The following is a 24,555-nucleotide window of genomic DNA, read 5'->3' on the forward strand; positions in this document are numbered from 1 at the left end:
GAGGCGAGCATGGCCGTTCAGACGAAGCGGGGCGGGGCGACGGGTGTGTGGGCGAGGTGGGTGATCGCCAACTCCCTGGCCGAGACCGTGGGGCTTGGCTCGGCCTTGGGCATTGGCGTCGTTCTTTTCCCGTACCTGCAGGCGCCGGGCGTTCTCGCGGCCCTGACGACGGCCGCGGCGGCGATACTGGCCGGCACCCTCATAGAGGGCGCGGTGGTCGGGACGGCACAGTGGTTCGTTCTCCGCCGCCCGCTTCCGGACATCAGGTGGCGGTCCTGGGCGCTCGCGACCGCCGTGGGAGCTTTCATCGCCTGGACCGCGGGCATGCTGCCGGTAACCCTCCTGGGCGCGGACACGGAAGCGGGCGCCGGAGGCGCCGCCGAGCCGTCCGCCGCCGCGGTGTACGGCCTGGCCGCCGCGATGGGACTCCTCGCCGGCACGATACTCGGCACGCCCCAGTGGCTCGTGTTGCGGCGCCACGTCCCCCGGGCCGCGCTCTGGATACCCGCGAACGCCCTCGCCTGGGCGCCCGGGATGGTGATGGCCTTCGTCGCCGCGGACTTCCTGTTTTCGGGCAGCCCGGGGGCGACGATCGTCCTACTCGCCATCGCCACACTCGCCGCCATCGGGGCGGTGGTAGGGGCGATCCACGGCCTCGCGCTCGTCTGGCTGTTGCGTCTCGCCCGGCCGCTCGGTCCTCCCGTGTCTTTGTCCGCCGGCTAGCGGAGACGTGGCCCGTGCCGAAACCCTGGCGGCCAGGTCACAGAACGCTAGTTCCCGCGAGCCCGTCCTGGATTCTTCGCCGGTTCCGGGCCTCACCCTCTCCGGCGGTGCATGCCCGCCAGGGTGAGGGCGAGGTCGTACGTGTCCTCGTCGAGGTGTTTCTTGCCGGCGGCGACGTCTTCGAGGGGGAAGCGCTCCAGACGACGCCCCGAAACCCCGACCATGATCCCGGGCTCGCCCTCGGCCAGCGCCCGCAGGGCGGCGGCACCGAGGCGGCTGCCGAGTAGACGGTCGTAGGCGGTGGGCGACCCACCCCTCTGGACGTGGCCGAGAATCGTCAGGCGCGACTCGAACGTGTCTTCCGCGGCGTTGACGTACTCGTGGAACTTCCGCGCGGGGAGCCCGGACCCCTCCGCGGCCACGACTATGAAGTGCGGTTTGCCCCGCTCGTAGGACGAGGCGAGCGCCCCCAGCAGGTCCTCGGGGTGAGGTTCGTGCTCGGGGAGCAGGACCGCCTCCGCGCCCGCTGCCAGGGCGCAGGCGAGGGCCAGGTAGCCGCAATTACGACCCATCACCTCGACCACGTGGGCCCGGCGGTGGGAGCTGGCCGTGTCCTTGATGCGGTCTATGGCCTCGAGCGCAGTGTTGAGCGCCGTGTCGACGCCGATCGACATGTCCGTAAACGGGACGTCGTTGTCGATGGTGGCCGGGACCCCGACGGTCGGCACCCCGAGTTTCGCGAGCGCGAGCGCCCCCTTGAGGCTGCCCCCGCCGCCGATGACGACGAGGCCCTCAACCCCGGCCCGTTTCAGGGCCGCGAGCCCCTGTCTCTGGCCCTCTTCCGTCAGCAGCTGTGGCTCCCTGGCCGTGCCGAGGATCGTGCCGCCCCGGTGCAGGATGCCGCCCATCGTCCGGTCCGTGAGGCGCCGGAAGCGGCCTTCGAGGAGCCCCCGGTAGCCGTCCGGGACGCCAAGCACCTCCCAGTCGCGGACGAAAGCCGTGCGGGTCGCCGCCCGGATCGCGCCGTTCATCCCCGGCGCGTCGCCCCCGCTGGTGAGGACCGCGACCCTCACGTACGGTCCGGGGCGGCGCGCGACCCGGCCTCGCGGGGTCGCGCCGCCGCGAACAACGTGCCGGCAGGAAACACGACAGCCTCCCAGATCGCCCGCATTGCGGTCCCAGGCTAACCCACCGGGGAGACTCCGCCCTGACCAGGGCGGGCCATTTGCCTGGTCAGGATTGACCAACGCCGCGCGCGATCTGCCGGCGAAAACCCGACATACGGCCCGGCTGCCGCCTAGCCCGATCCGAATTGGCCAATACGTGCCACCGAACAGGCAAGTCTTGTCCATGCCGCCGGCCGTCGGCGGAGGTAGGTTGTGCCCGAAGACGTCCGGCGACAGGAGGGCGAGATGGTTGGCCGGCGGCAGCCGGAGCGCGTATAGAGGAGGCGCAAATGAAGAGCCACGTTCGCGAGGACCTCGTAACCCTCCCGCAGGACGCCCCGCCGTGGGACAGGTTCTTCACGGTAAACCCGCTGGTTCTGGTGGGTACGCGGGAGGGGGACGGCGGGTACGACCTTGCCCCCAAGCACGCGGCGTTCCCGCTGGGTTGGGGGAGTTTCTTCGGCTTCGTGTGCACCCCGCGCCACAACACCTACCACAACGTCCGCCGCGAGGGGGTCTTTACCATCAGCTATCCACGCCCGACGCAGGTGGTCCTCGCAAGCCTCGCGGCGGCGCCCCGCGAGGACGACGGCTCCAAACCGGCGCTCGGCGCCCTGGGCACCTTCCCGGCGGGCGAGGTGGACGGCCTCTTCGTCGAAGATGCCTACCTGTACCTGGAGTGCGCGCTCGACCGGGTGGTCGACGACTTCGGTGAGAATAGCCTGATCTGCGGCCGGATCCTGGCGGCCCACATCCATCAGGACTACCTCAGGGTCTCGGAGAGGGACGACGGGGACCTGATCCACGCCTCCCCCCTCCTCGCTTACCTGAGCCCCGGACGCTACGCAACCGTAACGGAGAGCTTCTCCTTCCCGTTTCCGGCCGGGTTCATGCGGTAGGGGCCGGCGTTATGGGGATGGCCCGCGACCTGTCGGATTACCTTTGCGAGCACCGGCGGGCGATGGTCCGTTTTCTGGAACGTCTCGCCCTGGCCGAATCCCCATCCTCCGAGCCGGGGCGGCAAGGGGAGGTGCTTGCTCTCCTATCCGGCCCTCTCGCGGAAGCGGGCTACCGGGTCCGAAGAGTACCTGGCCGCCGGGGCGGCTGGCACCTCTACGCGAGGCCCAGCGGTCGGAGGCCCGGCGGTCCCGTGCAACTGCTGCTGGGCCACTGCGACACGGTCTGGCCCGTAGGAACGGCAAGGGGGATGCCAATCGTGGCCGGTGACGGGGTTGTCAGGGGGCCCGGCGTCTACGACATGAAGGGGGGGCTTACGCAGATGGTCTTCGCGCTGCGCGCTTTGCGGGCGCTGGGGCTGGAACCCTCCGTCGCCCCGGTCGTCTTCGTCAACTCGGACGAGGAGGTCGGAAGCCGGGACTCGACGCGCCACATCAGGCGCCTTTCGCGCGTGGCGGAGCGGGCTTTCGTCATGGAGCCCTCGCTGGGCATCTCGGGCAGGCTCAAGACGGCCCGCAAGGGCGTCGGCCGGTTTTCGGTGGTGGTCAGGGGGCAGGCGGCCCACGCGGGGCTCGACCCGGGGCGGGGAGCGAGCGCCATTCTGGAGCTTTCGTACATGATCCAGGCCCTCTTCGCCCTCAACGATCCGGCCCGGGGCGTGACCGTGAACGTGGGCACCATAGACGGCGGCCTCGGCCCGAACGTCGTCGCCCCACAGAGCCGGGCCGTGGTCGACGTCCGGGTGCCGACCCGCGCGGATGCCCGCCGCGTGGAGGAGGCCATACTGAACCTCGCGCCCGTGACGCCGGGCGCGAAGGTAGTGGTCGAAGGGGGCGTCGGCCGGCCGCCCATGGAACCCACTCCCCGCAACAGGAGGCTCTGGGAGGCCGCCCGCCGGCTGGGCGAAGACCTCGGCCTGAAGCTCGAAGAGGGACTGGCCGGCGGCGCCTCGGACGGGAACACCGCGAGCCTCTTCACCGCCACCCTCGACGGGCTCGGCGCGGTCGGCGACGGCGCCCACGCCAGCCACGAGTTCGTGTACGCGGACAGGATGGTCGAGAGGTGCGCCCTGCTCGCGCTGCTCGTGATGGAACCGCCACTCGGGAGAGGAGAACGCCGATGAACCCCAGGTACTTCTTTGCCTCGCTCACCAGGATCTCCGACCTTCCGGAAGTCTCGTTTTCGGTGGAGCGGCTACCCCGCAGGGCCTGGGGCACGGGAGACTACGTCGTCGGGGAGGTTGGTCTGCCCGCGAGCAGTCTGTCCCGGATCGAGCTCTCGACGGGCCGCATGGTCGAGGTCGCCGAGGGAGACCTCGTCGTAGGGGCCCTAGGCGTGCGCTACGCCACCCTGGAGGCGGTCGGCGGCTGGCAGAACGTCGGGAACGACGGGCGGATGGAGGCGTTGACCGGCGCGGGCATCTTCGGAAAATCGACCTCAAGATCCGCCATGCTTCCGTCGCTCCTCTCGCTGGCGTACAAGGGGCACGTCCTGGTCGGGGAAGAGAAGGTGGCGATGGGGGACTACGTGACGCCAGCGCCCGGGCGCGCCTTCGAGCTGCCGGTGGTGCTCCTCATCGGCACGTCCATGTCGGCGGGCAAGACCACCACGGCCAGGGCCGTAATAAGGCTGCTCAAGGGGGAAGGGCTGGAGGTGATCGGGGCCAAGCTGACGGGGGCCGGCCGCTACCGGGACATCCTCGCCATGCAGGACGCGGGCGCCGACCACATCTTCGACTTCGTCGACGCGGGGTTGCCCTCGACGGTGGTCCCCGAGCGGGAATACCGGAAGACGTTGCGCAACCTCCTCTCGCGCATGGCCTCAGTAGAGGCGGACGTGCTCGTGGCGGAGATCGGGGCCTCGCCCCTCGAACCGTACAACGGCACCGCCGCCATCGAGGAGATCGGTCCCAACGTGCGCTGCACCGTGCTCGCCGCCTCCGACCCTTACGCCGTGACCGGGGTGACGGCGGCCTTCGGGCACAACCCCGACCTCGTCACGGGCCTCGCCACGAGCACCCGGGCCGGCACCGAGCTTATAGAGAAGCTCTCGGGCGTAAAGGCCGTCAACGTCCTGGACCGGGACTCGCTCCCGAGGCTGAAGACGACCCTGGAACGAACGCTGGGTCTCAAGGCGGCGGCCCGGGCGTGAAGGAGCGTCGCCGTCACGTTCGTCAATCCTGCTCAAGAAGGTAGTCAGATCCGATCAGGGCAGCCGGGACTTGCACCGATAGATTGGAGGGGAAGAGAAGCGAGGAGGTTAGATCGTGAACGACGTCGTAAAGGTGGCGCTTGGTTTCTTTGGCGGCGTGCTCGCGCTGCTGGTGCTGTTCGCCCTCTTCCCCGGTGGCTCCACGTTCGGCGCGATGCCGATGATGCAGGGTTTCGGGGATGGTCCGGGCGGCATGATGGGCGGCGGGTTCGGCTCCTGGTGGATGCTGCTGCCGATCCTGTTCTGGGCGGGGCTGCTGGCGCTCATCGCGTGGGCGGTGATCAGTATCTTCCCGGCGAACCGCACCCGGGACCATCATCACGATTCGGCCGAGGATATCCTGCGCGAACGCTTCGCCCGCGGCGAGATAGACCGCGACGAGTACGGGCGCGGCCTGGAGACCCTCCGAGGGGAAGAGTCTCCCAGGGCCGGTAGCCATAATCGGTGAGCGGGACGCGAACAGGGTGAGGACCGCCGGAGATCGCGGGCCCCGAAGGCCGACCCGAAGGGAGTTTCTCGGGCTGGCCGGCCTCGGGGCGCTCGCCGTTGGCGGCTGCGGCCTCCTACCCGGTGGGGAGAGCGACCCGCTGCCAGGAATCCCCCGCCCAGGCAAGACCGGGCACGTAGAGAAGTACACTTTCGGGGCCGCGCCGCTCGACTTCGACGTGGCGGGGCAGTCGTTCTCGACCTGGGGCTACAACGGGGACGTGCCAGGGCCCGAGGTACGGGTCAGGGAGGGCGACACCCTTCGCGTGAGGGTAGAGAACCGGCTCCCGGAGGAGACGACCATCCACTGGCACGGCCTGCCGGTTCCGGACGATATGGACGGGGTACCGGGCCTGTCGCAGGCCCCGATCCGGCCCGGCGAGGACTTCGTCTACGAGTTCGTCGTGCCGATGTCGGGGACACACATGTACCACTCCCACGTCGGGCTTCAGCTCGACCGGGGACTCTACGGGCCCCTCATCGTCGAGCCCAAAAGCGAGGACCTCTCCTACGACCGCGAGTACACCCTCATACTCGACGACTGGCTCGACGGCGTCTCGGGCAGGGATCCCGAAAGGGCGCTCGAAGACTTGAGGAACGCCGGGGGCGGCATGATGGCCGGGGGCATGGGCGGCATGATGGGCGGGGGCCGGATAGAGTACCCGCTCTACCTCGTAAACGGCCGCCCACCCGAAGACCCGAAAAGTCTCCCGGTCAGGCGGGGGGAGAGGGTCAGGCTCAGGCTGATGAACCCCGCGGCCGAGACGATCTTTCGCTTCGCCGTCGACGGCCACCCGCTGACGGTCACCCACTCGGACGGCCTGCCGGTCGAGCCCGTCGAGGTTGACGCGCTGACGATCGGCATGGGCGAGCGCTACGACGTGCTCCTCGAAGCAAACGACCCCGGCGTCTGGCAGGTCGCGGCGGCCCCCGAGGAGAAGCCGGGCCTCGCGCGGGCCCTGCTCCGGTACGAAGAGGTTGGACAGTCGTCCCCACCGCCGGACCACCGGCCGCCGAACCTCGCCGGCAGGCTCCTCACGTACGCGGACCTCCGGGCAAAGGGGCTCGACTCGTTCCCGGGCGACGGGGGACCCTTCACCGGGCCGGACCGCGTCCACCGGCTCACGCTCTCCGGCGGCATGGGCGCCTACGAGTGGAGGATAGACGGCCAGGTTTATCCGGGGGCGGAACCCCTGGAAGTGCGCGAGGGCGAATGGGTTAGGATCGAACTCCAGAACCAGAGCATGATGCGCCACCCGATGCACCTGCACGGCCATTCTTTCCAGTTGCTCAACGGCACGGGCCGCGGCCCGTTCAAGGACACGGCCCTCGTCCAGCCGCACATGGGCGGGTTGGCCCTCGACTTCCACGCGGACAACCCCGGCGAATGGTTCTTCCACTGCCACAACGCGTACCACATGGAGAGCGGCATGGCGCGCGTGATCTCCTACGAAACCTGAACCACGGCCCGGATGGTCAATCCTGTCCGGACGAATGGGCACTCCTGCTCATGGCACGGCAATCCATAAGAAACACAATCCACGCACAGAAGCCGCCGGCGACGGAAGAGGGGTGACGGGCATGGAGCAGTTGGTACCTTCGTTGGTGTTCTACCTGTTCGTCCTCGGTATCTGTCTCGTCAGGCCCGGCGCGGGGCGCGTCCTCGTCGGGGTCTTCTTCCTGATCATGGCACTCGGGGTGAACGTGGTGCTGGTCCTGACGGCCCCCGAACTGTTCGTGGCGCTCGGGGCGGAGGCGCCCCTCGTTCCGCCCTACGGGTGGTTCTTCGAGAACGTGGTCGCGCTTGCGCCGCCGTTGTTCGGGCTCCTTGCCGCGGCTTTCGAGACAACCATCGCGCTGATGATCCTGAGCAGAAGCAGGTACGTGAAGTGGGGGCTCGTCGGCGGCGTCGCGTTTCTCGTAGGGATAACGCCGCTCGGGGTGTGGACGCTCGCCAACCCCGTGCTGGCGCTGGCGCTGGCCGTGCTGCTCAGGAGGGAATATATCCGGGGCCTCCCCGAGATGATCGGCGACGCGGTCCGTCCGGCCCGGTCCCACGCATCGGCGACGGTGGCCGGCCGGAGGGGAGAACGGTGACGGTCCTTGGCCGGCGGCGCACCAGATCTCGACGCTGACGATCTGCGTCGTGCGCCACCGACGGCCGCCAGACGGCCCGTGGAAACCAACGCGACCAGGCCGCGCCTTGGACGACCACCGGCACTCCAACCCGGTTCCTCGAAGAAGGTCAATATCGGCTACAAGCTTGGGCAGCCTTGCTCACGCTGCGTCTTCCCGGCGGCGCTAACCTCGGTTACAGAACATGAAGCGGAGGCCGGCGAAGGAGATGCGTGATGGCCGAGAAGGTTCGGGAAGCGGTTCGGAAGCGCGGGCGTGGACCCGCCTCGCAAGCGCGGTTCCGCACGCCCCACAAAAAGCTGGCCGGGACGCTTTTGGCCGTCGCGGGGATGGTCGTCTTTATGGGGATCATCACGGCCGAGGCCTTCATGCCGGCCGCGGCGGACTACAGCGCCTCGGCGAGCGACATCAGCCACCTTGCCGGCACGGACCCACCCGACAGCGTAATCGTCCAGCCCTCCGCGGCCATCTTCAATGCGGCGATGATCTCGGGCGGGCTCATGATCATGGCCGCCGCGTACTTCGTCCAGCGGGCGTTCGGTAGGCTCGGGGTCACGATACCCCTGACGGTCTGGGGGATCGGCGTCCTGGGCGTCGGCATCTTCCCCGCCCCAACCGGAGGCGTACACGACATCTTCGCGCTGCTCACCTTCTTCGTGGGAGGCCTGGTCGCCGTCCTGGCCTACAAGGTCGAGGCGCCGCCGCTCAGGTACATCTCCGTGGTTCTGGGGGCGATCCCCATCTCGATCCTGGTCTCCATGACCGTGCTCGGGGGGTCGGGCGGGCTGACGGCCCTGCTTGGTCCGGGAGGGGCGGAGCGGTGGGTGGCCTACCCGATCGTGCTCTGGCTCGTGGCGTTCGGCGGCTACCTGATGGCAGGCCCGGACCAGCCACGGCGGAAGAGGCGGCCGGGGTGAACGCGGCGGGCGCCAGGGGGGCATCGGTGGGGAGCTTTCCCGGCACGAGGAGCGCGACGAGGATAGGGGTCTCGACGTTCGGCGTCCTCGCGGGGCTGGCGGGTATCGAGCACGGTATAGGCGAGATACTCCAGGGCAACGTCGCGCCCGTCGGGATCGTGATCGAGTCGTGGCCGAGATCCGAAGCATTCCGCATCCTGGCCGGGGAGCCGGCGATGACCGTGGTTCCGAACCTCCTCGCGACCGGAATCCTCGCCACCCTCGTCTCCCTGGTCTTCCTCGTGTGGGCCACCATGTTCGTTCAACGCGAGCACGGCGGCCTGATCCTGGTATCGCTGTCCGTCGTCATGCTTCTGGTTGGCGCGGGCTTCGGACCACCGATACTCGGTCTCGTGCTGGGAGCGGCCGCTACCAGGATCAACGCACCACTAACCTGGTGGCGCTCGCACCTTTCCGCAAACTCGCGACGTCTCCTGACAAACTTGTGGCCGTGGTCGTTCGCCGCCAGCTTTACCGCATGGCTGCTGGTGATGCCCGGCACCATCATCCTCGACCGCACCGTCGGCGCGCCAAACCCGGACCTTCTCGTTCCGGTCCTCACGTTCTCCGCCCTTGGATTGCTTCTGTTGACGATCCTCGCCGGGTTCGCGCGGGACATCGGGCGGCGGGATGATCCAGCCCCGGAAAGGCGGTGAGCGATGGGTTTGAATAGATGGTTGTATCGTGGTGGACGGCCCAATCGGGTTGCGCGCGCCCTCAACCGGTGGGGGGCGGCGGTCTACGCGCGCGGGGTCGCCCCGAACTACCTGGTGACCCTGGAGGTGCCCGGCCGGAGGTCTGGCCGGATCGTCCCCTTGCCGCTCGTCATGGTCGTCGTCGCGGGCGAACGCTATCTCGTGTCCATGCTTGGTGAGGGAGCGAACTGGGTTCGGAACCTGGAGGCAAACGGGGGCAACGCAACCCTCCGTCACGGTAGTCGCGAGGAGGTCCGCCTGGAAGAGGTGGCGCCGGATCTCCGGGCGCCCGTGCTGAAGTCTTACCTGCGGCAAGCTCCGGGAGCGCGACCCCACATTCCAATAGATAAGGATGCGCCGCTCGCCGAGTTCGGGCGGGTGTCCGGCCGGTTCCCCGTCTTCCGGGTCGCACCAAGGAACGCGGGCGTGCCGAACGAAACGTTTCACGGGTCTGGCGGGCTTCCCGCATCCAAGACTGCCGCCTGGCGCGGTGCGGCGATCTTCGCCGTGAAGCTGGTCCACTCGGCGATCTTCCTCAGCGTCGCGGCCAGCATCCTGCAGTTTTTCTACGCCGGCGTCACCAACCGCGGGTCCCGGTGGACGAGGTTCTCGCTCGCCCTCGCGGTGGGCGAGAGCCTCGTGTTCGCGGCGAACCGCTTCCGCTGCCCGCTCACGGGGCTGGCCGAGAGCCTCGGGGCCGAGAGCGGGCAGGTCACGGACATCTTCCTTCCCCGCTGGCTTGCTGAGAGGATACCCTGGATCTTCACCCCGCCGCTCATCGCCGGAATACTAGCCCTGCTCTGGCACCACCGGCGTCCGACAGCACCCCGTCGAGGCAAGAGTTCCATAACCGCGAACGTCCGAAGGCGCGAGGTCTCATGAAGACCGCCCCCCAACCCACCGACCTCCCCGTCGAGCGGGACCTCACGCTCGCCTACCGCCTCTCGCTCGCCGTCGCGGCCCTGATGGCCGTCGCCTCCCCCGCCGGCGTCGTGATGGGGATCGCCGGGCTCTACGGCGCCGACCCGAAGCTCGCCCTCGGCGTTACCGAGGCCGAGGCAGGGCTTCTCTTGCCCGGCTTGCTGGGCCAGGACATCTTCGACCTCGCCGTTGGCCTACCGGTCCTGCTCGGCTCGATGTGGCTGGCCCGGCGCGGCTCTCTCGTGGGCCTTCTGTTATGGCCCGGCGCGCTCTTCTACGCGCTCTACTGGGGCCTGCTCTACCTCGTAGGCGCGCCGTTCAGCGCGCTGTTCCTGCTGTACGTGCCCCTCGTCACCCTGAGCGCGTACGCGACCGTCGCCGTCGTGTCGAGCATCGACGGTGAGGGCACCCGGCGGAGGCTCGGCGGTGCCGCCCCGGCGCGGCTCGTCGGCGGCATCCTCGTCGTGCTCGGGCTCCTGACGCTCGGGCAGGACGCGGGCGGGGCCCTCGTCACCGCGCTTGCCAACGACGCGCCGGTAGACCCTGCGGCGCGCCCGGTCTGGATCTCCGACCTCGCCATCGAGGTCCCGGCGGTCCTCGCCGGCGGGGCGCTCCTGTGGCTGCGCAAGCCGCTGGGGTACGTGGCCGGCGCGGGCCTGCTCCTCCAGTACGGCCTCACCCCCGTGGGCCTCGCAGCGGGCATGGGACTCGCATCCGTCCTGACCGGCTCCCCGCTCGAAGTCTCGACCGCCGTCGTGCTCCTCGTCTTCGGGGCCGTCTGCTTCGCGGCGCTCGCTTTCTTCGTCCGCGGCGCAAGGGCCACCGGGACGCGGAACGTCGCCGCAACCGGGGCGGAAAGGGAGGAGCTGACGCCATGAAAGCACCCGACGCTAGAGTCGAGTTCGTGGGCCGCCCGCACGCGAGTAGGGCCGCGGGTTCGGGCTGGGGGGGTCTATACAAGATCGGTGGTGCGGCGGCCATGATCGGCGTTCTGCTCGTTCTGCTGGACATTCTTGCCGGAATATTGCTGCCGGGAGGAGAGGTGGAGCCGGGCGCCCGGTCCGCCGTCGAATGGTTCGAGCTGTTCCGGGACGACGCGTACCACGGGTTCCGGGAACTCGGCCTCCTGAACGTGCTGAACATCATCCTTGGCATCCCCCTGTTCCTCGCCCTCTACGCGGTCCACCGGCGGGTAGAAGGGGCGTACGCGACGCTCGCCCTGGTGCTGTTCCTATTCGGCGGCGCGATCTACATATCCAACAACGCGGCCGTTCCGATGTTCGTGCTGAGCGAGGAACACGCGGCCGCCACTACCGATGCCCAGAGGGCAGCACTGGCAGCCGCGGGAGAGGCGGTCCTGGCCCGGGGCGCGGACTTCACGCCGGGCAGCCTCGTCGGCTTCGTCCTGCCCTCGCTCGGACAGATTGTGATGTCCTTAGTCATGCTGCGGGGCGGAGTGTTCGGCAGGGCAACCGCCTACATGGGGATCGCGGGCTTCGCGCTCCTGCTCGTCTTCACGGTCTGGACGACGCTCGTTCCGGGGGCGCTGGGCGCGGCGATGCTGATCGCAGTTCCCGCGGGACTCCTGGTAGTGGCGTGGAACGTCCTCGTGGCCCTGCGTCTGTTCCGGCTGTCCGGGACGTCCTGAAAGGAGGAACTCGCCGTGGCTAGACACCAGACGTCCGATACGAAAGCCCCGTCCACGAACCTCTCCCGCAAAGACAGGGCTCTGCTCCTGCTGGAGCGCGAAGGAAACAGGAGGCTCAGGAGCCTGGGCACGGTCCTGTACCGGCTGACGGGTGGCCGGTTTACCCCCCGAGATCGGGACGTCCTGCTCCTCACGACGCGCGGCCGGAAGTCCGGACGGGAACATACCGTCCTCCTCCAGTCCTTCCCGGACGGCGAGAACAACATGGTAGTCGTGGCCACCAACAGCGGCAGGTCATCCCACCCGGATTGGTACCACAACCTGAAAGCCGACCCCACGGCCCGGGTCGAGATCATGGACCGCACCCTGCGGGTCCGCGCCGAAGATTTACCGGACGAGGAGGCGGCTGCCTTCTGGCCGCGCATCCTGCGCCGCGCGCCCAGCTACACCCGCTACCGAGAGGCCGCCAGACGCGACATACCGCTCGTGCGGCTCGTTACCCTCGGGCGAATCGAAGGAACCAGGCCATGAAGCCGTCCGACCACGGAAGCGCAGATCTCAGCCGGCGTTGGCTCTACGAGGTCGGTGGTTTGGCCGCGCTATTCGGGGTGGCGATCATACCGGTTCAACTGGTCGTCTTCGTCGTTTGGGGCCAGCCCAACACGGTACCCGGCTGGTTCGATCTATTTGGAAGCAACAGGCTCGGTGGGCTCCTGGCGTTCGAGGTCCTGTTCGTCGTCAACGCGGTAGTCGGAATCTCGACTGCCCTCGCCCTCTACGTGATCCTCAGACGGCTCAGCGAGTCGTTCATGGCTATCGCCCTGGCCCTCGGCCTCCTGCAGGCCGTGTCCTTCGTCATGGCGCGTCCGGCCCTGGAGATGCTTTACTTGAGCAACCAGTACGCGGACGCGACGACCGACGCCCGGAGGGCCGCGCTGCTGGCGGCGGGGGAGACGATGCTGGCCACCTTCCACGGCACCGCTTTCCACGTCGGCATCAACCTCTTCAGCGTCTACTTCCTGATAGTCCCGATCGTCATGCTGCGGGGCGAAGTCTTCGGCAGGGTCACCGCCTACGCAGGGATCGCGGCGGCGATACTCAACTGGGGCCTCTACGTGCCCGGGGGGATAGGGGTGTTCCTCCTCACCCTCTCGGTCATCCCTCTCGCGGTGTGGAACGTCCTGATCGCCCGGAGGCTCCTCCAGCTCGGGCGGGGAACCTTCGAAACGAGGAGTCTAGAGGTACCGACCTAGAAGGAGGAGGCATCGTGTGGTGGGCAGATCTGTTGTGGGGATTCTGGAACGGCCTTACGGCCTGGATCGTCTTTATAGTCCACGTCTTCGGAGGCTGGGACCAGTTCCCGTTCTACAACTCCGCCAGGAGCGGCAACTGGTACGACCTGGGGTTCCTGCTCGGCGCCGGCTCTCCCCTTCTTGGCAGGTTGGGCGGACGGAGCCGGGGAGGCTCCGACCACCACGGCTGAGCCAGACCGTGATGCCGGGCCCGAGCAACTCGAAGATCTCGCCGGAGAGTGGATCTACTCACCGGCGCACAGACGCCTCGCCGCATCCGTTATCTCGAGTACGCTGACGCACTTGCTCAACACGCCGGCAGCCCCTCGACCGGCTCCGAGATCAGGCCAATACCGTTGCCCTCGGGGAGCTGGAGGCCCACTATCGCCAGGTCGGCATCGCCGGGCGGCCCGCGCGCCTCCGCGAAGGTTCCGGCCTGCCCGATGACGATGATGTTCGGTTCTAAAGCGGTTTGCAAGGAGGTTGGGCCTCTTCGCAAGGCTATCAGCCTTCGGCGGTCAGCGGTCAGCTTTTTGCTCTTTCTGAAAGCTGATAGCTGAAAGCGTAGGCGAAGCCGGAGCGGGCTGACTGCAATCCGCTTTAGTTCCGATATAAGGGCCAACGCCTCTCTGAGGGCCGAGTGGTCCTCTATGAGGAGCACGCGATTCAATCCGGGGACCCGTCTTTTTGTGTTGGGTCGTGCCACGGCGTAGCAAGCGCGACCTGGCGTAGTGGTAGTAAACGGGTAAACGGCAACGACCTTCATATTTCATAACATCATCTGCCGTGGACGCGCAAGCCGGCGTGAGAGGGCGCCAGGTCGGGCACGCGGAACGGGGAGGTACGCGGGGTCAGAAAAAAGCGGGACGGATCTGCCGCCTGCGGCCCCTTTACGAAGACCGTGCCCGATCCGGGCCGGAAGACCGGGAGCGTCTCCTCGCGCTCGCGAGGTGGTCCATGAAACGGTCCCTGGCGAAGGTGACGAGGCCGACTGTCCCCCGGGCCACCATCTCCGGCAGTGGGTCGAGGGCCACCTCCTTCACGCATGCGCAGGGCCCGTAAAGAACGGAGATGAGACCCCCGGCCCGGATCTCGGTCACCCGCCATTCGTCGCCCGCTTGCCCGAGACGGAGGAACATCTCGGCCTCCTCCGCGTGGCTGAAGACCGGCAGCGTCTCCTCGCCGTCGTGGTAGAGGGTGTGCACCTCCATACGGGCGTCGGCGATCCTGGAAATCAGCCAATACGACGTCTCCGTCGGCCGACGGGTCGCCCGCCCGGTCTTTCTCCCCGTCCTTGGCGTCTCGGTCTGGACCATGTGTCAGCTTGCCCCTTCCTCTTCCCAGTCGTCTTCGAAATCGCGCATGACGCAGTCCGGTACGCCCGGAGAATCGCTGTCGCGGTCGGTGGAACCCCTCTTCGTCCGACGTTCCTCTCCGCGATTTGTCTCGGGTTCTGGAGGTCGTTTTTCGGCTCCTCTGTCCGCCTTTTCGGCGTCCAACGGTTGTGTCGCCTCCTCCCATCTCGTATTTGGGTGCGTGATCGGGGCGAGGCGGCGTCCCGCTCGCGGAGGGGGGAAGCGGCGGAGAGCGCCGGCCTGCCCCGATCTTCCTCTCGAAGCCTGTGCTTCGAGGGACCCGGGTCCGTCCCTTTTGCGGAACAGCCTCTCAGGGGTCCCTACGTTACCGCCGGGGGAGACGCCGGTCGTCGGTCAGATGCGTCAATTCTCGCTAAGTCACATTCCCTAGAGCGGTTCGCAAGGCGAACCGCTCTGTCAGCCGTCATCCGTCAGCGGTCAGCGTTTGCCCCAAGCTGACGACTGATCAGACGACAACGGTCCTTGATCGTGAGCCTGAGCTCCCCACGGCCGTCCGCGAAGCCGCAGGCCCCCACGGGAGACTGCCGCCAGAGTCCCAAGAAGCTGACCGCTGATAGCTGACCGCTCTAAGAAATCTCTACGGCTCCGTGGCGCACGGCGAAGACCAGGGCCTGCAGCTGGGAGTGGACCCGGAGCTTCGTTAGGATGCTCGCCACGTGGTTGCGTTCGGTTCGGACGCTTATGTGCAACGTCTCGGCGATGCCCTCGCTGTCGAGGCCCTCGGCGAGTTTCTGCAGGACCTCCATCTCGCGGGGGGTGAGGCTCTCTAGGGCCCGGTGGGCTTCGTGCGCTTCGTCCTTCTTGGTCCCGGCGAAGCGGAGCAGCCCGACGACTTCCTCCAGGGGCATCAGCGTCTCGCCCGCCCCGAGCCGTTTCACGGCCCCGACGACCTCGTCTAGGTGGGCCGTCTTGTGCAAGACGCCCGCGGCCCCGCTCTGGACCGCGCGGGCCGTCTCGGCGCGGTCCAGGCTCGCGGAGAGCACGAGCGTCTGAGCCTCGGGGTTGGCGGCGCGGAGGTCCTCTATCAGGTCCCCCCCGTAGCCGTCCGGGAGGCCGAGGTCGACGACGGCGACGTCCACCCCTTCCTCGTCGATTACCCGGTGCGCCTCGGCCAGGGACCCCGCCTGACCCACAACCTCGAAGCCGGCCTCCCGCTCGAACGAGGCGGCGACGGCCTCGCGGACGGCGACGTGATCCTCGACCAGCAGGACCCGCACGTCCGACTCCGGCTCCTCTCTCTTCCGCTCCAGGGCCATCTCGAAGCGCACCTTCGTGCCCATCGCGGGCTCGCTCTCGATCTTGAGTTCCCCGCCGAGGGCGCGCGCCCTCTCGCGCATCCCCTTTATCCCCACGCCGCCGGCGGGGGACGGCTGCCTCGGCGGGTGCACACCGCGCCCGTCGTCGGAGACCTCCGCAAAGAGCCTGCCGTCGGAGGTCGAGACCGAGACCCGGATGTTGCGGGCCGCGGAGTGTCGCCTGGCGTTGGTCAGCGCCTCGCCGACTATGCGCAGCGTCTCCCTGCCCACTCTCTTGAGGGGGCCTTCGAGGGCGCCGTCGCGCAGGTCCAGACGTATGTCGAGATCCGGGGCCATGGCGCGGTGCAGCTCGACGAGCGATGCCAAGAGCTCCGAGAAGGGTTTGTCGTGCTCCGCCTCCAGGCGCAGGTCGTAGATGGCGCCGCGCAGTTGCTGCTCGACGCGCGTGAGCGCAGCGGCCAACCCGACCGAACGGTTCGCGGTCTCTTCGCCCGCGGGCGCGGCGTGTACGATCTGGGCCTGGGTCATCGCGTGGGCCAGGTCCTGGAGGGCCTCGTCGTGGAGGTCGCGGGCTATGCGGCTGCGCTCGGCCTCCCTGACCTCGCCCAGCTCCCTCTCGGCCGTCTCGCGCTCGATCGCCGTGGCGAGCACGTTGGCTACCGCCTGCAGGAAGTTCACGTCGTCGACCGAGAAGACCCGGCGGGTGCCCGTGTGTGCTCCCAACGCCCCGAAGGGTCCGTGCCTGCCGGGAACGAGGACGGTCATGCCGCTTACCACCCCGTGCGACAAGAGCACGGGGTCCGGCTCGAAGCGCGTCTCCGTTTCGAGGTCCTCGAAGATCACGGGCTCGCTCGCGTCCAGGGTGTAGGAGACCTGGGGGTCTGTCTCGGCCGTGCTCCCGACGGCCCCCTCCTGCCAGCCAAACCCCGCGCGCAGCGTCAGCTCTTCGCCTCCGGGCAGGACCTCAACGATCTTGCAGAACTCCGCGTCCAGGGTCCGGGCTACGAGGGCCACGGTGTCGTCCAGCAGAGACCCGAGGCCGTCGTTCGCCAGCGCCCTAAGGCCCAGGTCCGCGACGACCGCCTGCTGGAGAGTCCGCGCCCGGATCGCCTCCTCGGTTCGCTTGCGCTCCGTTACGTCCTGGAAGTAGATCGACAGGCCCTGTTCTGAGGGGTAGGCGTGCACCTCGAAGATCGGGCCGCCCCCGGGGTAGGGGTATTCGAAGACGGCGGTCCGCCTCTCGCGGACGGCGCGACGGTACTCGTCCTCGATCGAGGTGCCCACGGTGGCGGGTAGCGTCTCCCAGAGCGTTCGGCCGATCAGGTCATCCAGCGTAAACTCCTCGCCCGCCAGTTGCGAGGCGAAGCGCAGCGCCCGCCCGTTTAGGTAGGTGAGGCGCCACTCGTGGTCGAGGGTGTAGAAGGCGTCGGTTACGCTCTCCAGGATGTTCTCGGTGCGCCGGCTCGATGCTCTGAGCGCCTCCTCGTCCCGCTTGCGCTCGGTGACGTCCCTGACGAGGACCTGCACCGCGGGGTCGTCCTCGCGGACGATGGGTATCGCCGACACCTCCACGTCCACGGCGCCCCCGTCGGACCGGAGCGCCCTCGCTTCGAACGGCCCCACGGTCTCGCCCCCGAGCGCCCGCGATACCCCCGCTTCCACAGCCGCCCGCGAGCCCGGGTGGAAGAGGTCGAGGTAGGGCACGCCCAAAAGCTCGCCCGGGCTTCCCGCGCCGACGAGCCTCGCCCCGGCGGGGCTCACGAAGGCGATGCTGCCCTCGGCCAAGACGGCTATGGCGTCCGGGGAGTTCTCGACCAGCCGCCGGTAGCGCTCCTCGCTCTCGCGCAGCCTCTCCTCTGCCTCTCTGCGCCCACCTATGTCTCGCATGATGCACAGGTAGCCCGTGGTTTCGTCCCGCCCTCCGCGCAAGGCGACGGTTATCCCTTCGGCCTGGACCGGCGCGCCGTCCTTTCGGTACCAGGTCCTCTCGCCACGCCACCGACCCGTCTCTGTCAACTCCCGGAGCTCCTGGGCAAGTTCCTCGTCGCCGTAGTCTCTGGCGATTACCTCAATTACCGAACGACCCAGCGCCTCGTCGGCCGTCCAGCCGAACATCCGCTCTGCGCCCTTGTTCCAGGCCGTCAGCACGAACCGCGCGTCCGTGGCCAGGACGGCGTCGTGGATGTTCTCCAGCAGGCCTGCGTCGTAGCGGCGCCTCTCCTCGGCCCGCTTCTCCTCGGTCACGTCGCGCACGAGGAGTACACCAGCGACGACGCGCCCCTCGTCGTCGTAGATGGGCGAGGCGTCGCAGCGCATCGTGCCCCGGGTGCCGTCGGCGGCGACGTAGTCGTACTCCTCGTCGCTCACCTCCTCGCCCGTCCTGATGGACCTCATCACGGCCCACTCTTCGAGTTCGTAAGCGTCTCCGTCGGGGCGGTACAGCTTGAAGTCACCGGCGTCGCGAAGATCCCTGAAATCTTCCAACCTCGAGGGCACGGGCGCGGTCAGCATCCGCCTCATCATGGCCTTCGCCTCTTCGTTGGCGAGGATGACCTCCCCCGAGGCGGCCTCGACGATGGTGACCGCCGCGGGCACCTGCCGGATCGCTTTTTCCAGGCCTGCACCCCGGATCTTCTGAAGGTCAAACACGCCTAGCCCTCTCGTCCCGCGCACGCGGGCGTCCGAAGCAGAGCGCCCGGTCGTATTCGTCCTGTTCGCTGCTCGAACCGCCTACCCCGGCCGTAAGATGCTTCGTCAGGGGTGGCGGTCTGAATGGGCTCGACGCCGTGGCGGAGTCCTTCCGGAAATCGGAGAGGCGGGGGGGTGATCTAGCCTCCCTTCGGGATCTGCCTTGCACAGATCGTCTCGCAACTTCATCTTATTAGTCTACAGTTCTGTGTGTAACGTTACAATTTTCTGTGTCGGATCTACCCCATGTGAAACCTCCGCAGGCCCCCTCCGGGATGGATATACCGGTGTTTCGTGGGTGATCTGTCCCGCACAAACATGAACTCTCTTCTTCACGACCGTCCGACCCTCCGGGTGGAATATATGTCCGGAGCACACTGTCCCGGCGAAGCGAAGTGGTCGGACGTGGCAGGCGTTCGTAGTGAATTTACCCCACACGAAAACGACACATATTGCTCACTTTAGATCGCCCCTCAAAGGGTAAGCGTTGAAATAGGCGGGGGGGTGGCGTTTGCCCTTCGCTGGACAAGGTAGGCCGGACACAGAGGAGGACGGCGTGAAAGCACTCGTGTACCACGGGCCGCGCAAGGTGAGCGTGGACAACGTGGACGACGCGAAGATCGAGCATCCCAACGACGCGGTGGTGAGGATCACGGCCACCAACATCTGCGGCTCGGACCTGCACATGTACGAGGGGCGGACCGACTTCGAGGAGGGGCGGACCTTCGGCCACGAGAACGTCGGCGAGGTGGTCGAGGTCGGCGACGGGGTAGACAAGATACAGGTCGGCGACATGGTCTCGGCGCCGTTCAACATCTCCTGCGGCCACTGCCGCAACTGCGAGCACGGCCTGACCAACTACTGCATCAGGATGCAACCCTTGGAGGGCTGGGCCGGTGCCGCCTACGGGTTCGCCGACATGGGACCCTACCAGGGCGGTCAGGCCGAGTACCTGCGCGTCCCTTACGCGGACTTCAACCTCCTGCGCCTGCCGGAAGACGCGCGGGAGAAGCAGGACGACTACGTGATGCTCTCGGACATCTTCCCGACCGGCTACCACGCGACCGAGATGGCCGACGTGAGTCCTGGCGACTCCGTCGTGGTCTACGGCTCCGGGCCCGTGGGGCTCATGGCGGCGTACTCGGCGACCATCAGGGGGGCCGGCAAGGTCATGGTCGTGGACCGCCACCCCGACCGCCTCAGGCTAGCCGAAGAGATCGGCGCCATCCCCATCGACGACTCGAAGGGCTCTCCGGTGGATGCGGTATTGAACGAGACCGACGGTGTGGGCGCGGACAAGGGCTGCGAGTGCGTGGGATACCAGGCGCACGACCCGGATGGCAACGAGGACCCCGCCATGACCATGAACAACCTCGTCAACTCCGTGAAGTTCACCGGCAGGATCGGCTGCGTGGGGGTGTTCGTACCGCAGGATCCCGGGGGGCCAGACCAGATGGCCCAGCAGGGAAAGGCCGCCTTCGATTTCGGCATGTTCTGGTTCAAGGGCCAGCAGCTGGGCGTCGGCCAGGCCCCGGTCAAGCGCTACAACCGCCAGCTCCGGGAGCTGATCCACCTGGGCAAGGCCAAGCCGTCGTGGATCGTCTCGCATAATCTCACGCTTGACCAGGGACCCAACGCCTACGAGCACTTCGACAAGCGCGAAGACGGCTGGACCAAGGTCGTCCTCCACCCGAACGGGTCGTAGAAGGGCGATCTAGAACGAACCCGGGTGGGTTTCGAGGCCGAGGCAAGGGCGAGGCCCACCCGTACACACCGGACGACGGAAGACGCGTACTAGCAGCACCCGCCCGCTATCTCGGAAGGAGTCATGCATGGCTAACGAACTACAGGGGCGCAAGGTCGCCATCCTCGCCGCCGACGGGGTCGAGCGCGTCGAGCTCGAGCAGCCGCGCCAGGCGATCGAGGACGCCGGCGCCCAGACCACGCTCCTCTCCATCCACGAAGGCGAGATCCAGGCCCGCAACCACGACATCGAGGAGGCCGGGACCTTCACGGTCGACGGCCTCGTCTCCGAGGCTTCGGTCGCCGACTACGACGCCCTGCTCCTCCCGGGCGGCACGGTGAACCCCGACCAGCTACGCATCGACGACGACGCGGTGGGCTTCGTGCGGGACTGGTTCGAGACCGGCAAGCCGGTCGGCGTGATCTGCCACGGCCCCTGGACGCTCATCACCGCGGGCGTCGCCGAGGGTCGGCGGCTCACCTCCTGGCCCAGCGTCCGCGTCGACCTGGCGAACGCCGGCGCCGAGGTGCTCGACCAGGAGGTCGTCACCGACGAGGGCCTCGTCTCCAGCCGCAGCCCCGACGACCTGCCGGCGTTCTGCTCCAAGATCGTCGAGGAGTTCGCCGAGGGCAAGCACCCGGTCAAGGCGGGCAGCGCCTAGAGAGTAGGAGATCCGTAAAGGAGCAGGACCGGCCCGAGACCGTCGATTTGGTCTCGGGCCGGGCTGCCCGAACACCACGCGCCCCACGAGAGGCGCGGAAGGGACGAAGGATGAAGGTAAAAAAGGTCGTGGCTATAGGCGGGCTTGCCGCCGCGGGCGGGGGGGCGGCCCTGCTGATTGGGCGCCTCACCGGCAACAGGTGGGCCGGACGGGTAGTCGGCAATGGCTACCGCCCGACGGGCACGGCGCGCGCGTTCTCCGTGAACGGAGAGTCTTCCGCCGACAGTAAGACGGACCGTTGGCTCGCCGTCACGGTGAACCGCCCGCCGCAGGAGATCCCGACAGAGGACGGCCTGCCTGGGCCGCTCGCGGATCTTGGCGACGGGGTAGAGGTGCGGATACAGCCCGCCCCCGCTGACAAGGGGACAGAGATCTCCGCCCTTCCGCGTGGCTCCTCCAGCAAGGACTACCGCCAGAAGGTGCGAAAAGCGCTCAGGGAAACCAAGCAGATCCTGGAGACCGGCGAGGTCTTGAGCCCGGACTGGCCGCCGACGACGAAGGACACACCGGGCGGGAAGCTACTCGGCGCGGCAACCAGCCGCTCGAGAAGGGAAGGTTTGCTTTGAAGGCGCTCGTCTGGAACGGCATAAACGAGCTCGGCGTGGAGCAGGTCCCCGACCCCCAGATACTGAACTCCGGGGACGCCATCGTGAAGGTGAAGCTGAGCTCGGTCTGCGGCTCGGACCTGCACCTGCTGGGCGGCTACATCCCGGCCATGCGCGCGGGCGACGTCCTGGGACACGAGTTTCTCGGCGAGATCGTCGAGGTCGGATCGGGGGTACAGAAACACTCCGTCGGCGACCGGGTGGTCGTCTGCTCCTTCATCGCCTGCGGCGAGTGCTGGTACTGCAAGAAGGGCCTGTACTCCTGCTGCGACAACGGGAACACGAACCCCGCGATCACCGAGGCCTTATGGGGCTTCGCCCCCGGCGGCTGCTTCGGCTACTCCCACGCCATGGGCGGCAACGCCGGAAGCCACGCCGAGTACATCCGCATCCCCTACGCCGACGTGGGCGCCTTCTCCGTGCCCGAGGGCCTCTCTGACGAGACGGCCCTCTTCGCCTCGGACGCGGCGCCTACCGGGTGGACGGGCGCCGACGTGGGCGGCGTCCAGCCCGGCGACGTGGTCGCCGTGTGGGGCTGCGGCGGGGTCGGGCAGATGGCGGCCCGCGCGGCGATGCTCCTCGGTGCCGAGCGCGTCATCGCCATCGACCGCTACCCGGAGCGTATGTCGATGACCGAGCGCTTTATCGGGTGCGAGACCCTGGACTACACCAAGCAGGACATCCAGGGCGAACTCAGGGAGATGACCGGCGGGCGAGGGCCCGACGTGTGCATCGAGGCCGTGGGGATGGAGGCCCACTCCGACAGCCCTTCGTTCGCCTACGACTGGATCAAGCAGCAGGCCTTCCTCCAGACCGACAGGCCCACGGCGCTGCGCGAGGCCATCTACGCCTGCCGCAAGGGCGGCTCGATCTTCGCGCTAGGCGTCTTCGCCGGGGCCGTGGACAAGTTTCCGATGGGGGCACTCATGAACAAGGGCTGCACGCTGCGCGGAGCCCAGCAGCACGGGCACGGCTACATACCGATGATCCTGGAGCGCATGGCCGCCGGGGAGATAAAGACGGACCACCTCATGACCCACCCGATGTCGCTCGACGACGGTGCCCGCGGCTACGACATGTTCAAGAACAAGATCGACGGCTGCGTCCGCTCGGTCTTCACGCTCGACGGCCACTCCAACGGTCACTCTTGACCCGAGGGCTCGGACCTTTTGTCCTCGGCGCTACGGCGTCGGGGGCAGGGGTGCCGAGACCATTACGAAACAGAAAGGGGAACTTAAAGGAGATGGAGGATGGCCGAGAACACCGTCACCGTAGGCTTGTTGCTCCAGCTGGAGGCGACGCCGGGAAGGGAGAACAACATCCGGAGCCTCCCGGAGGGGGGCGATCTCGATGGTTAACGAGGAGCCGAAGGCCATGGCATGGTTCGGGGTCCGCTTCGGTCCCTCAACGTTCGGCGTCTTCGACGTCCTCCCAGACGTAGTGGGCCGCGAAGCCCACCTCTCCGGCGGCGTGGCCCAGGCGACCCAGCACAACGCCGCTCTCTTCGCGGACCCGCCCGGCATCCAGAGGATAGACGTCCTCGCGTCCAAGCTGCCAGAGTAGATGAGCTCCGCAGGACATCCGGGTTCCGCCGGGGAAACCGACGCGACCTCCGGGGCACACAAGCGTCGTCGGGTGGGCCGTCCGCGGGCAGACCATCCTGGCGAGACCGTGGTGCTGGGTCTGTTGGCGCCCCCACAGGTGCCCAGGGAGGTCGTCGAGGATCTCGCGGCCGAGCTGCCCAGGGCGCTCTCCGAGCGCATCAGCGAGCGCGTTTCCTGGGAGGTGCCGACCATGCGCGACCCGCGCCTCCCGGACGCCGAAGACACCGAGGACGACAACGGAACAGTCGACGACCTCCGTGAGTGGAGGCGGCAGGAAGGGTGGGATTTCGCGGTCTGCGTCACGGACCTGCCGCTGCTGCGTGGCGATGGGCGGGCCGTCGTGGCCGAGGCATCCTCCGAGCGGGACGCGGTGCTGGTCTCGCTGCCAGCCCTCGGGGTACTGCGCAGGCGCGCGCATGCCCGAGAGGCCATCGTCCGATTCGTCGGCGAGGTCCTTGGAGACCGGATAGGGATCGGCCCGGAGGACGCGGCGCGTGACGGCGACGGCCGACGCCCCAAGCAGCCGGCGACCACCTTCGGTAATGCCGCGCGGGGCGGCGAAGGTGGCGACAACTTCCAGCTCGCCATGCCGGCGGGGCTCGGCCAGGCACGTCTTCTGGCCGGGATGGTGCGCGCCACCCGCCCCTTCCGGGTCGTCCTCGGCCTCTCCTACGCGCTCACCGCGGCCCTCGGCACGGCGGCCTTCACGCTCATCACCAGCACCATATGGCAACTGAGCGGCGCGTTTAGCTGGGCGAGGCTCTCAGGGCTGGTGGCCGCCTCGGTGGCGACGATGATCGCCTACCTCATCGTCCGCCACGGCATGTGGCACCGTTCGGACGGCCAGACGAACCGGCAGCTCGCGGTGCTCTTCAACGCGACGACCCTGATCACGCTGACCATAGGAGCGTTGTCTTTCTTCGCCGCTTTGTTCGTGCTAACACTCGCCGCGGCGGGGTTCCTCATAGATGCCGGCGTGCTCGGGAAGACCATCGGACGTCCGGCCGGCGCGGGCGAATTCGTGGCCCTGGCCTTGATGACGAGCTCGCTGGCCACGCTCGGAGGCACCCTCGGCTCGGGACTGCAGACCTCGGACGACGTGCACGAGGCCGCCTATACCTACCACAGAGAGCGCCGCCACAAAGAGGGTCAGAGCCAGGACGGTTCGGGCTGACGCGACAGCAGCCGCCGCGGAGGAGGTGCTGAGATGGTCTCGTAAACGTCCAGAACCGCCAAGACAAAGTGAATGTACCAGCATCTCGGGCCGGGTCGCCGCGGCGCTGATGGATGATGTCGGCGAGCTTTCCCAGGAGCCCATCATCGAGAGGATCGACATCGTCGCGTCCAAGCTTCCCGGGTAGATGCCGGAG

The 24,555-nt window shown here is 68.0% G+C and carries 25 protein-coding genes and 2 pseudogenes; 22 read left to right on the plus strand and 5 right to left on the minus strand.

Going from position 1 to position 24,555, the window contains the following annotated elements:
• Positions 1 to 9 precede the first annotated feature (9 nt).
• Positions 10 to 723, plus strand: a complete 714-nt coding sequence (locus GBA63_RS20430; RefSeq protein WP_166179153.1) for a hypothetical protein — start codon at positions 10 to 12, stop codon at positions 721 to 723.
• Between the two features lie 92 nt (positions 724 to 815).
• Here the strand turns inward: GBA63_RS20430 and GBA63_RS20435 are convergent, their stop codons facing one another.
• Entirely contained in the window at positions 816 to 1,796 is a 981-nt protein-coding gene (locus GBA63_RS20435; protein ID WP_207956956.1) for an ATP-dependent 6-phosphofructokinase, read from the minus strand.
• A gap of 383 nt (positions 1,797 to 2,179) precedes the next feature.
• Here GBA63_RS20435 and GBA63_RS20440 point away from each other — a divergent pair, with 383 nt between their 5' ends.
• The 14 genes from GBA63_RS20440 to GBA63_RS20505 all read left to right on the plus strand — a co-directional run bounded on the left by GBA63_RS20440 (position 2,180) and on the right by GBA63_RS20505 (position 13,382).
• A complete protein-coding gene (locus tag GBA63_RS20440) occupies positions 2,180 to 2,788 on the plus strand; it encodes a flavin reductase family protein (protein ID WP_166179157.1) in 609 nt (202 codons plus the stop codon).
• Positions 2,789 to 2,799: 11 nt separating this feature from the next.
• Complete coding sequence (locus tag GBA63_RS20445) at positions 2,800 to 3,969, plus strand: M20 family metallopeptidase (RefSeq protein ID WP_166179159.1); 1,170 nt, start codon at positions 2,800 to 2,802, stop codon at positions 3,967 to 3,969.
• Positions 3,966 to 4,997, plus strand: a complete 1,032-nt coding sequence (locus GBA63_RS20450) for a hypothetical protein (RefSeq protein WP_166179161.1) — start codon at positions 3,966 to 3,968, stop codon at positions 4,995 to 4,997. Before GBA63_RS20445 ends, GBA63_RS20450 begins: the two co-directional genes overlap by 4 nt.
• 115 nt (positions 4,998 to 5,112) lie before the next feature.
• Positions 5,113 to 5,505, plus strand: coding sequence for an SHOCT domain-containing protein (locus GBA63_RS23445; protein WP_207956957.1), 393 nt, complete (start codon positions 5,113 to 5,115; stop codon positions 5,503 to 5,505).
• Positions 5,506 to 5,521: 16 nt separating this feature from the next.
• Positions 5,522 to 7,003, plus strand: coding sequence for a multicopper oxidase family protein (locus GBA63_RS20460; protein WP_228282199.1), 1,482 nt, complete (start codon positions 5,522 to 5,524; stop codon positions 7,001 to 7,003).
• 121 nt (positions 7,004 to 7,124) lie between these two features.
• Positions 7,125 to 7,640, plus strand: coding sequence for a hypothetical protein (locus tag GBA63_RS20465; RefSeq protein ID WP_166179163.1), 516 nt, complete (start codon positions 7,125 to 7,127; stop codon positions 7,638 to 7,640).
• 254 nt (positions 7,641 to 7,894) lie between these two features.
• The gene (locus GBA63_RS20470) at positions 7,895 to 8,596 is read left to right on the plus strand and encodes a DUF998 domain-containing protein (RefSeq protein WP_166179165.1); all 702 of its coding nucleotides are present in this window, start codon (positions 7,895 to 7,897) and stop codon (positions 8,594 to 8,596) included.
• Positions 8,593 to 9,291, plus strand: coding sequence for a hypothetical protein (locus tag GBA63_RS20475; RefSeq protein ID WP_166179167.1), 699 nt, complete (start codon positions 8,593 to 8,595; stop codon positions 9,289 to 9,291). The genes GBA63_RS20470 and GBA63_RS20475 overlap by 4 nt, the downstream gene beginning before the upstream one ends.
• Positions 9,292 to 9,294: 3 nt before the next feature.
• Positions 9,295 to 10,212, plus strand: a complete 918-nt coding sequence (locus GBA63_RS23450) for a hypothetical protein (protein WP_207956958.1) — start codon at positions 9,295 to 9,297, stop codon at positions 10,210 to 10,212.
• Positions 10,209 to 11,129 carry a hypothetical protein gene (locus tag GBA63_RS20485; RefSeq protein ID WP_166179169.1) on the plus strand — a complete coding sequence of 307 codons (921 nt, stop codon included), beginning with the start codon at positions 10,209 to 10,211 and terminating at the stop codon, positions 11,127 to 11,129. The genes GBA63_RS23450 and GBA63_RS20485 overlap by 4 nt, the downstream gene beginning before the upstream one ends.
• Complete coding sequence (locus tag GBA63_RS20490) at positions 11,126 to 11,899, plus strand: DUF4386 family protein (RefSeq protein WP_166179171.1); 774 nt, start codon at positions 11,126 to 11,128, stop codon at positions 11,897 to 11,899. Before GBA63_RS20485 ends, GBA63_RS20490 begins: the two co-directional genes overlap by 4 nt.
• Positions 11,900 to 11,914: 15 nt before the next feature.
• On the plus strand, positions 11,915 to 12,430 hold the full coding sequence (locus tag GBA63_RS20495) for a nitroreductase/quinone reductase family protein (RefSeq protein WP_166179173.1): 516 nt from the start codon (positions 11,915 to 11,917) through the stop codon (positions 12,428 to 12,430).
• Positions 12,427 to 13,152, plus strand: a complete 726-nt coding sequence (locus tag GBA63_RS20500; RefSeq protein ID WP_166179175.1) for a DUF4386 family protein — start codon at positions 12,427 to 12,429, stop codon at positions 13,150 to 13,152. Before GBA63_RS20495 ends, GBA63_RS20500 begins: the two co-directional genes overlap by 4 nt.
• A 14-nt stretch (positions 13,153 to 13,166) precedes the next feature.
• Positions 13,167 to 13,382 (plus strand): hypothetical protein, encoded by a 216-nt coding sequence (locus GBA63_RS20505; RefSeq protein ID WP_166179176.1) that lies wholly within the window; start codon positions 13,167 to 13,169, stop codon positions 13,380 to 13,382.
• 116 nt (positions 13,383 to 13,498) lie between these two features.
• Here GBA63_RS20505 and GBA63_RS20510 read toward each other — a convergent pair whose 3' ends face one another.
• The 4 genes from GBA63_RS20510 to GBA63_RS20525 all read right to left on the minus strand — a co-directional run bounded on the left by GBA63_RS20510 (position 13,499) and on the right by GBA63_RS20525 (position 18,472).
• A complete protein-coding gene (locus GBA63_RS20510) occupies positions 13,499 to 13,669 on the minus strand; it encodes a helix-turn-helix domain-containing protein (RefSeq protein ID WP_166179178.1) in 171 nt (56 codons plus the stop codon).
• A 412-nt stretch (positions 13,670 to 14,081) separates the two neighbouring features.
• Entirely contained in the window at positions 14,082 to 14,507 is a 426-nt protein-coding gene (locus GBA63_RS20515) for a hypothetical protein (RefSeq protein ID WP_166179179.1), read from the minus strand.
• A gap of 3 nt (positions 14,508 to 14,510) precedes the next feature.
• Complete coding sequence (locus GBA63_RS20520; protein WP_166179181.1) at positions 14,511 to 14,690, minus strand: hypothetical protein; 180 nt, start codon at positions 14,688 to 14,690, stop codon at positions 14,511 to 14,513.
• A gap of 443 nt (positions 14,691 to 15,133) precedes the next feature.
• Complete coding sequence (locus GBA63_RS20525) at positions 15,134 to 18,472, minus strand: PAS domain S-box protein (protein WP_166179183.1); 3,339 nt, start codon at positions 18,470 to 18,472, stop codon at positions 15,134 to 15,136.
• 595 nt (positions 18,473 to 19,067) lie between these two features.
• Between GBA63_RS20525 and GBA63_RS20530 the strand changes: the two genes are divergently transcribed.
• The 7 genes and pseudogenes from GBA63_RS20530 to GBA63_RS24555 form a co-directional block, all read left to right on the plus strand.
• Positions 19,068 to 20,216 (plus strand): glutathione-independent formaldehyde dehydrogenase, encoded by a 1,149-nt coding sequence (locus tag GBA63_RS20530; protein ID WP_166179185.1) that lies wholly within the window; start codon positions 19,068 to 19,070, stop codon positions 20,214 to 20,216.
• 127 nt (positions 20,217 to 20,343) lie between these two features.
• Positions 20,344 to 20,916 (plus strand): type 1 glutamine amidotransferase domain-containing protein, encoded by a 573-nt coding sequence (locus GBA63_RS20535; protein ID WP_166179187.1) that lies wholly within the window; start codon positions 20,344 to 20,346, stop codon positions 20,914 to 20,916.
• 110 nt (positions 20,917 to 21,026) lie between these two features.
• Positions 21,027 to 21,542, plus strand: a complete 516-nt coding sequence (locus GBA63_RS20540; protein WP_166179189.1) for a hypothetical protein — start codon at positions 21,027 to 21,029, stop codon at positions 21,540 to 21,542.
• Positions 21,539 to 22,732: a zinc-dependent alcohol dehydrogenase gene (locus GBA63_RS20545; RefSeq protein WP_166179191.1), complete on the plus strand. Its 1,194-nt coding sequence runs from the start codon at positions 21,539 to 21,541 to the stop codon at positions 22,730 to 22,732. The genes GBA63_RS20540 and GBA63_RS20545 overlap by 4 nt, the downstream gene beginning before the upstream one ends.
• Positions 22,733 to 22,831: 99 nt before the next feature.
• Positions 22,832 to 23,144, plus strand: a pseudogene (locus GBA63_RS20550) (antibiotic biosynthesis monooxygenase).
• A gap of 72 nt (positions 23,145 to 23,216) precedes the next feature.
• A complete protein-coding gene (locus tag GBA63_RS20555) occupies positions 23,217 to 24,359 on the plus strand; it encodes a hypothetical protein (protein ID WP_166179193.1) in 1,143 nt (380 codons plus the stop codon).
• An 85-nt stretch (positions 24,360 to 24,444) separates the two neighbouring features.
• Positions 24,445 to 24,546: pseudogene (locus GBA63_RS24555) on the plus strand (antibiotic biosynthesis monooxygenase); the annotation flags it as partial.
• Positions 24,547 to 24,555: the final 9 nt, after the last annotated feature.

This window comes from Rubrobacter tropicus (assembly GCF_011492945.1).
In the GTDB taxonomy this organism is placed as follows: Bacteria; Actinomycetota; Rubrobacteria; order Rubrobacterales; family Rubrobacteraceae; genus Rubrobacter_D; species Rubrobacter_D tropicus.

Bases quoted from the DNA above. Each gene is read 5' to 3' on its own strand.
- GBA63_RS23450 (WP_207956958.1), top strand. From the start codon at position 9,295: ATGGGTTTGAATAGATGGTTGTATCGTGGTGGACGGCCCAATCGGGTT.
- GBA63_RS20490 (WP_166179171.1), top strand. From the start codon at position 11,126: ATGAAAGCACCCGACGCTAGAGTCGAGTTCGTGGGCCGCCCGCACGCG.
- GBA63_RS20470 (WP_166179165.1), top strand. From the start codon at position 7,895: ATGGCCGAGAAGGTTCGGGAAGCGGTTCGGAAGCGCGGGCGTGGACCC.
- GBA63_RS20430 (WP_166179153.1), top strand. From the start codon at position 10: ATGGCCGTTCAGACGAAGCGGGGCGGGGCGACGGGTGTGTGGGCGAGG.
- GBA63_RS20535 (WP_166179187.1), top strand. From the start codon at position 20,344: ATGGCTAACGAACTACAGGGGCGCAAGGTCGCCATCCTCGCCGCCGAC.
- GBA63_RS20500 (WP_166179175.1), top strand. From the start codon at position 12,427: ATGAAGCCGTCCGACCACGGAAGCGCAGATCTCAGCCGGCGTTGGCTC.
- GBA63_RS20515 (WP_166179179.1), bottom strand. From the start codon at position 14,507: ATGGTCCAGACCGAGACGCCAAGGACGGGGAGAAAGACCGGGCGGGCG.
- GBA63_RS20485 (WP_166179169.1), top strand. From the start codon at position 10,209: ATGAAGACCGCCCCCCAACCCACCGACCTCCCCGTCGAGCGGGACCTC.
- GBA63_RS20445 (WP_166179159.1), top strand. From the start codon at position 2,800: ATGGGGATGGCCCGCGACCTGTCGGATTACCTTTGCGAGCACCGGCGG.
- GBA63_RS20540 (WP_166179189.1), top strand. From the start codon at position 21,027: ATGAAGGTAAAAAAGGTCGTGGCTATAGGCGGGCTTGCCGCCGCGGGC.
- GBA63_RS20450 (WP_166179161.1), top strand. From the start codon at position 3,966: ATGAACCCCAGGTACTTCTTTGCCTCGCTCACCAGGATCTCCGACCTT.
- GBA63_RS20465 (WP_166179163.1), top strand. From the start codon at position 7,125: ATGGAGCAGTTGGTACCTTCGTTGGTGTTCTACCTGTTCGTCCTCGGT.
- GBA63_RS20440 (WP_166179157.1), top strand. From the start codon at position 2,180: ATGAAGAGCCACGTTCGCGAGGACCTCGTAACCCTCCCGCAGGACGCC.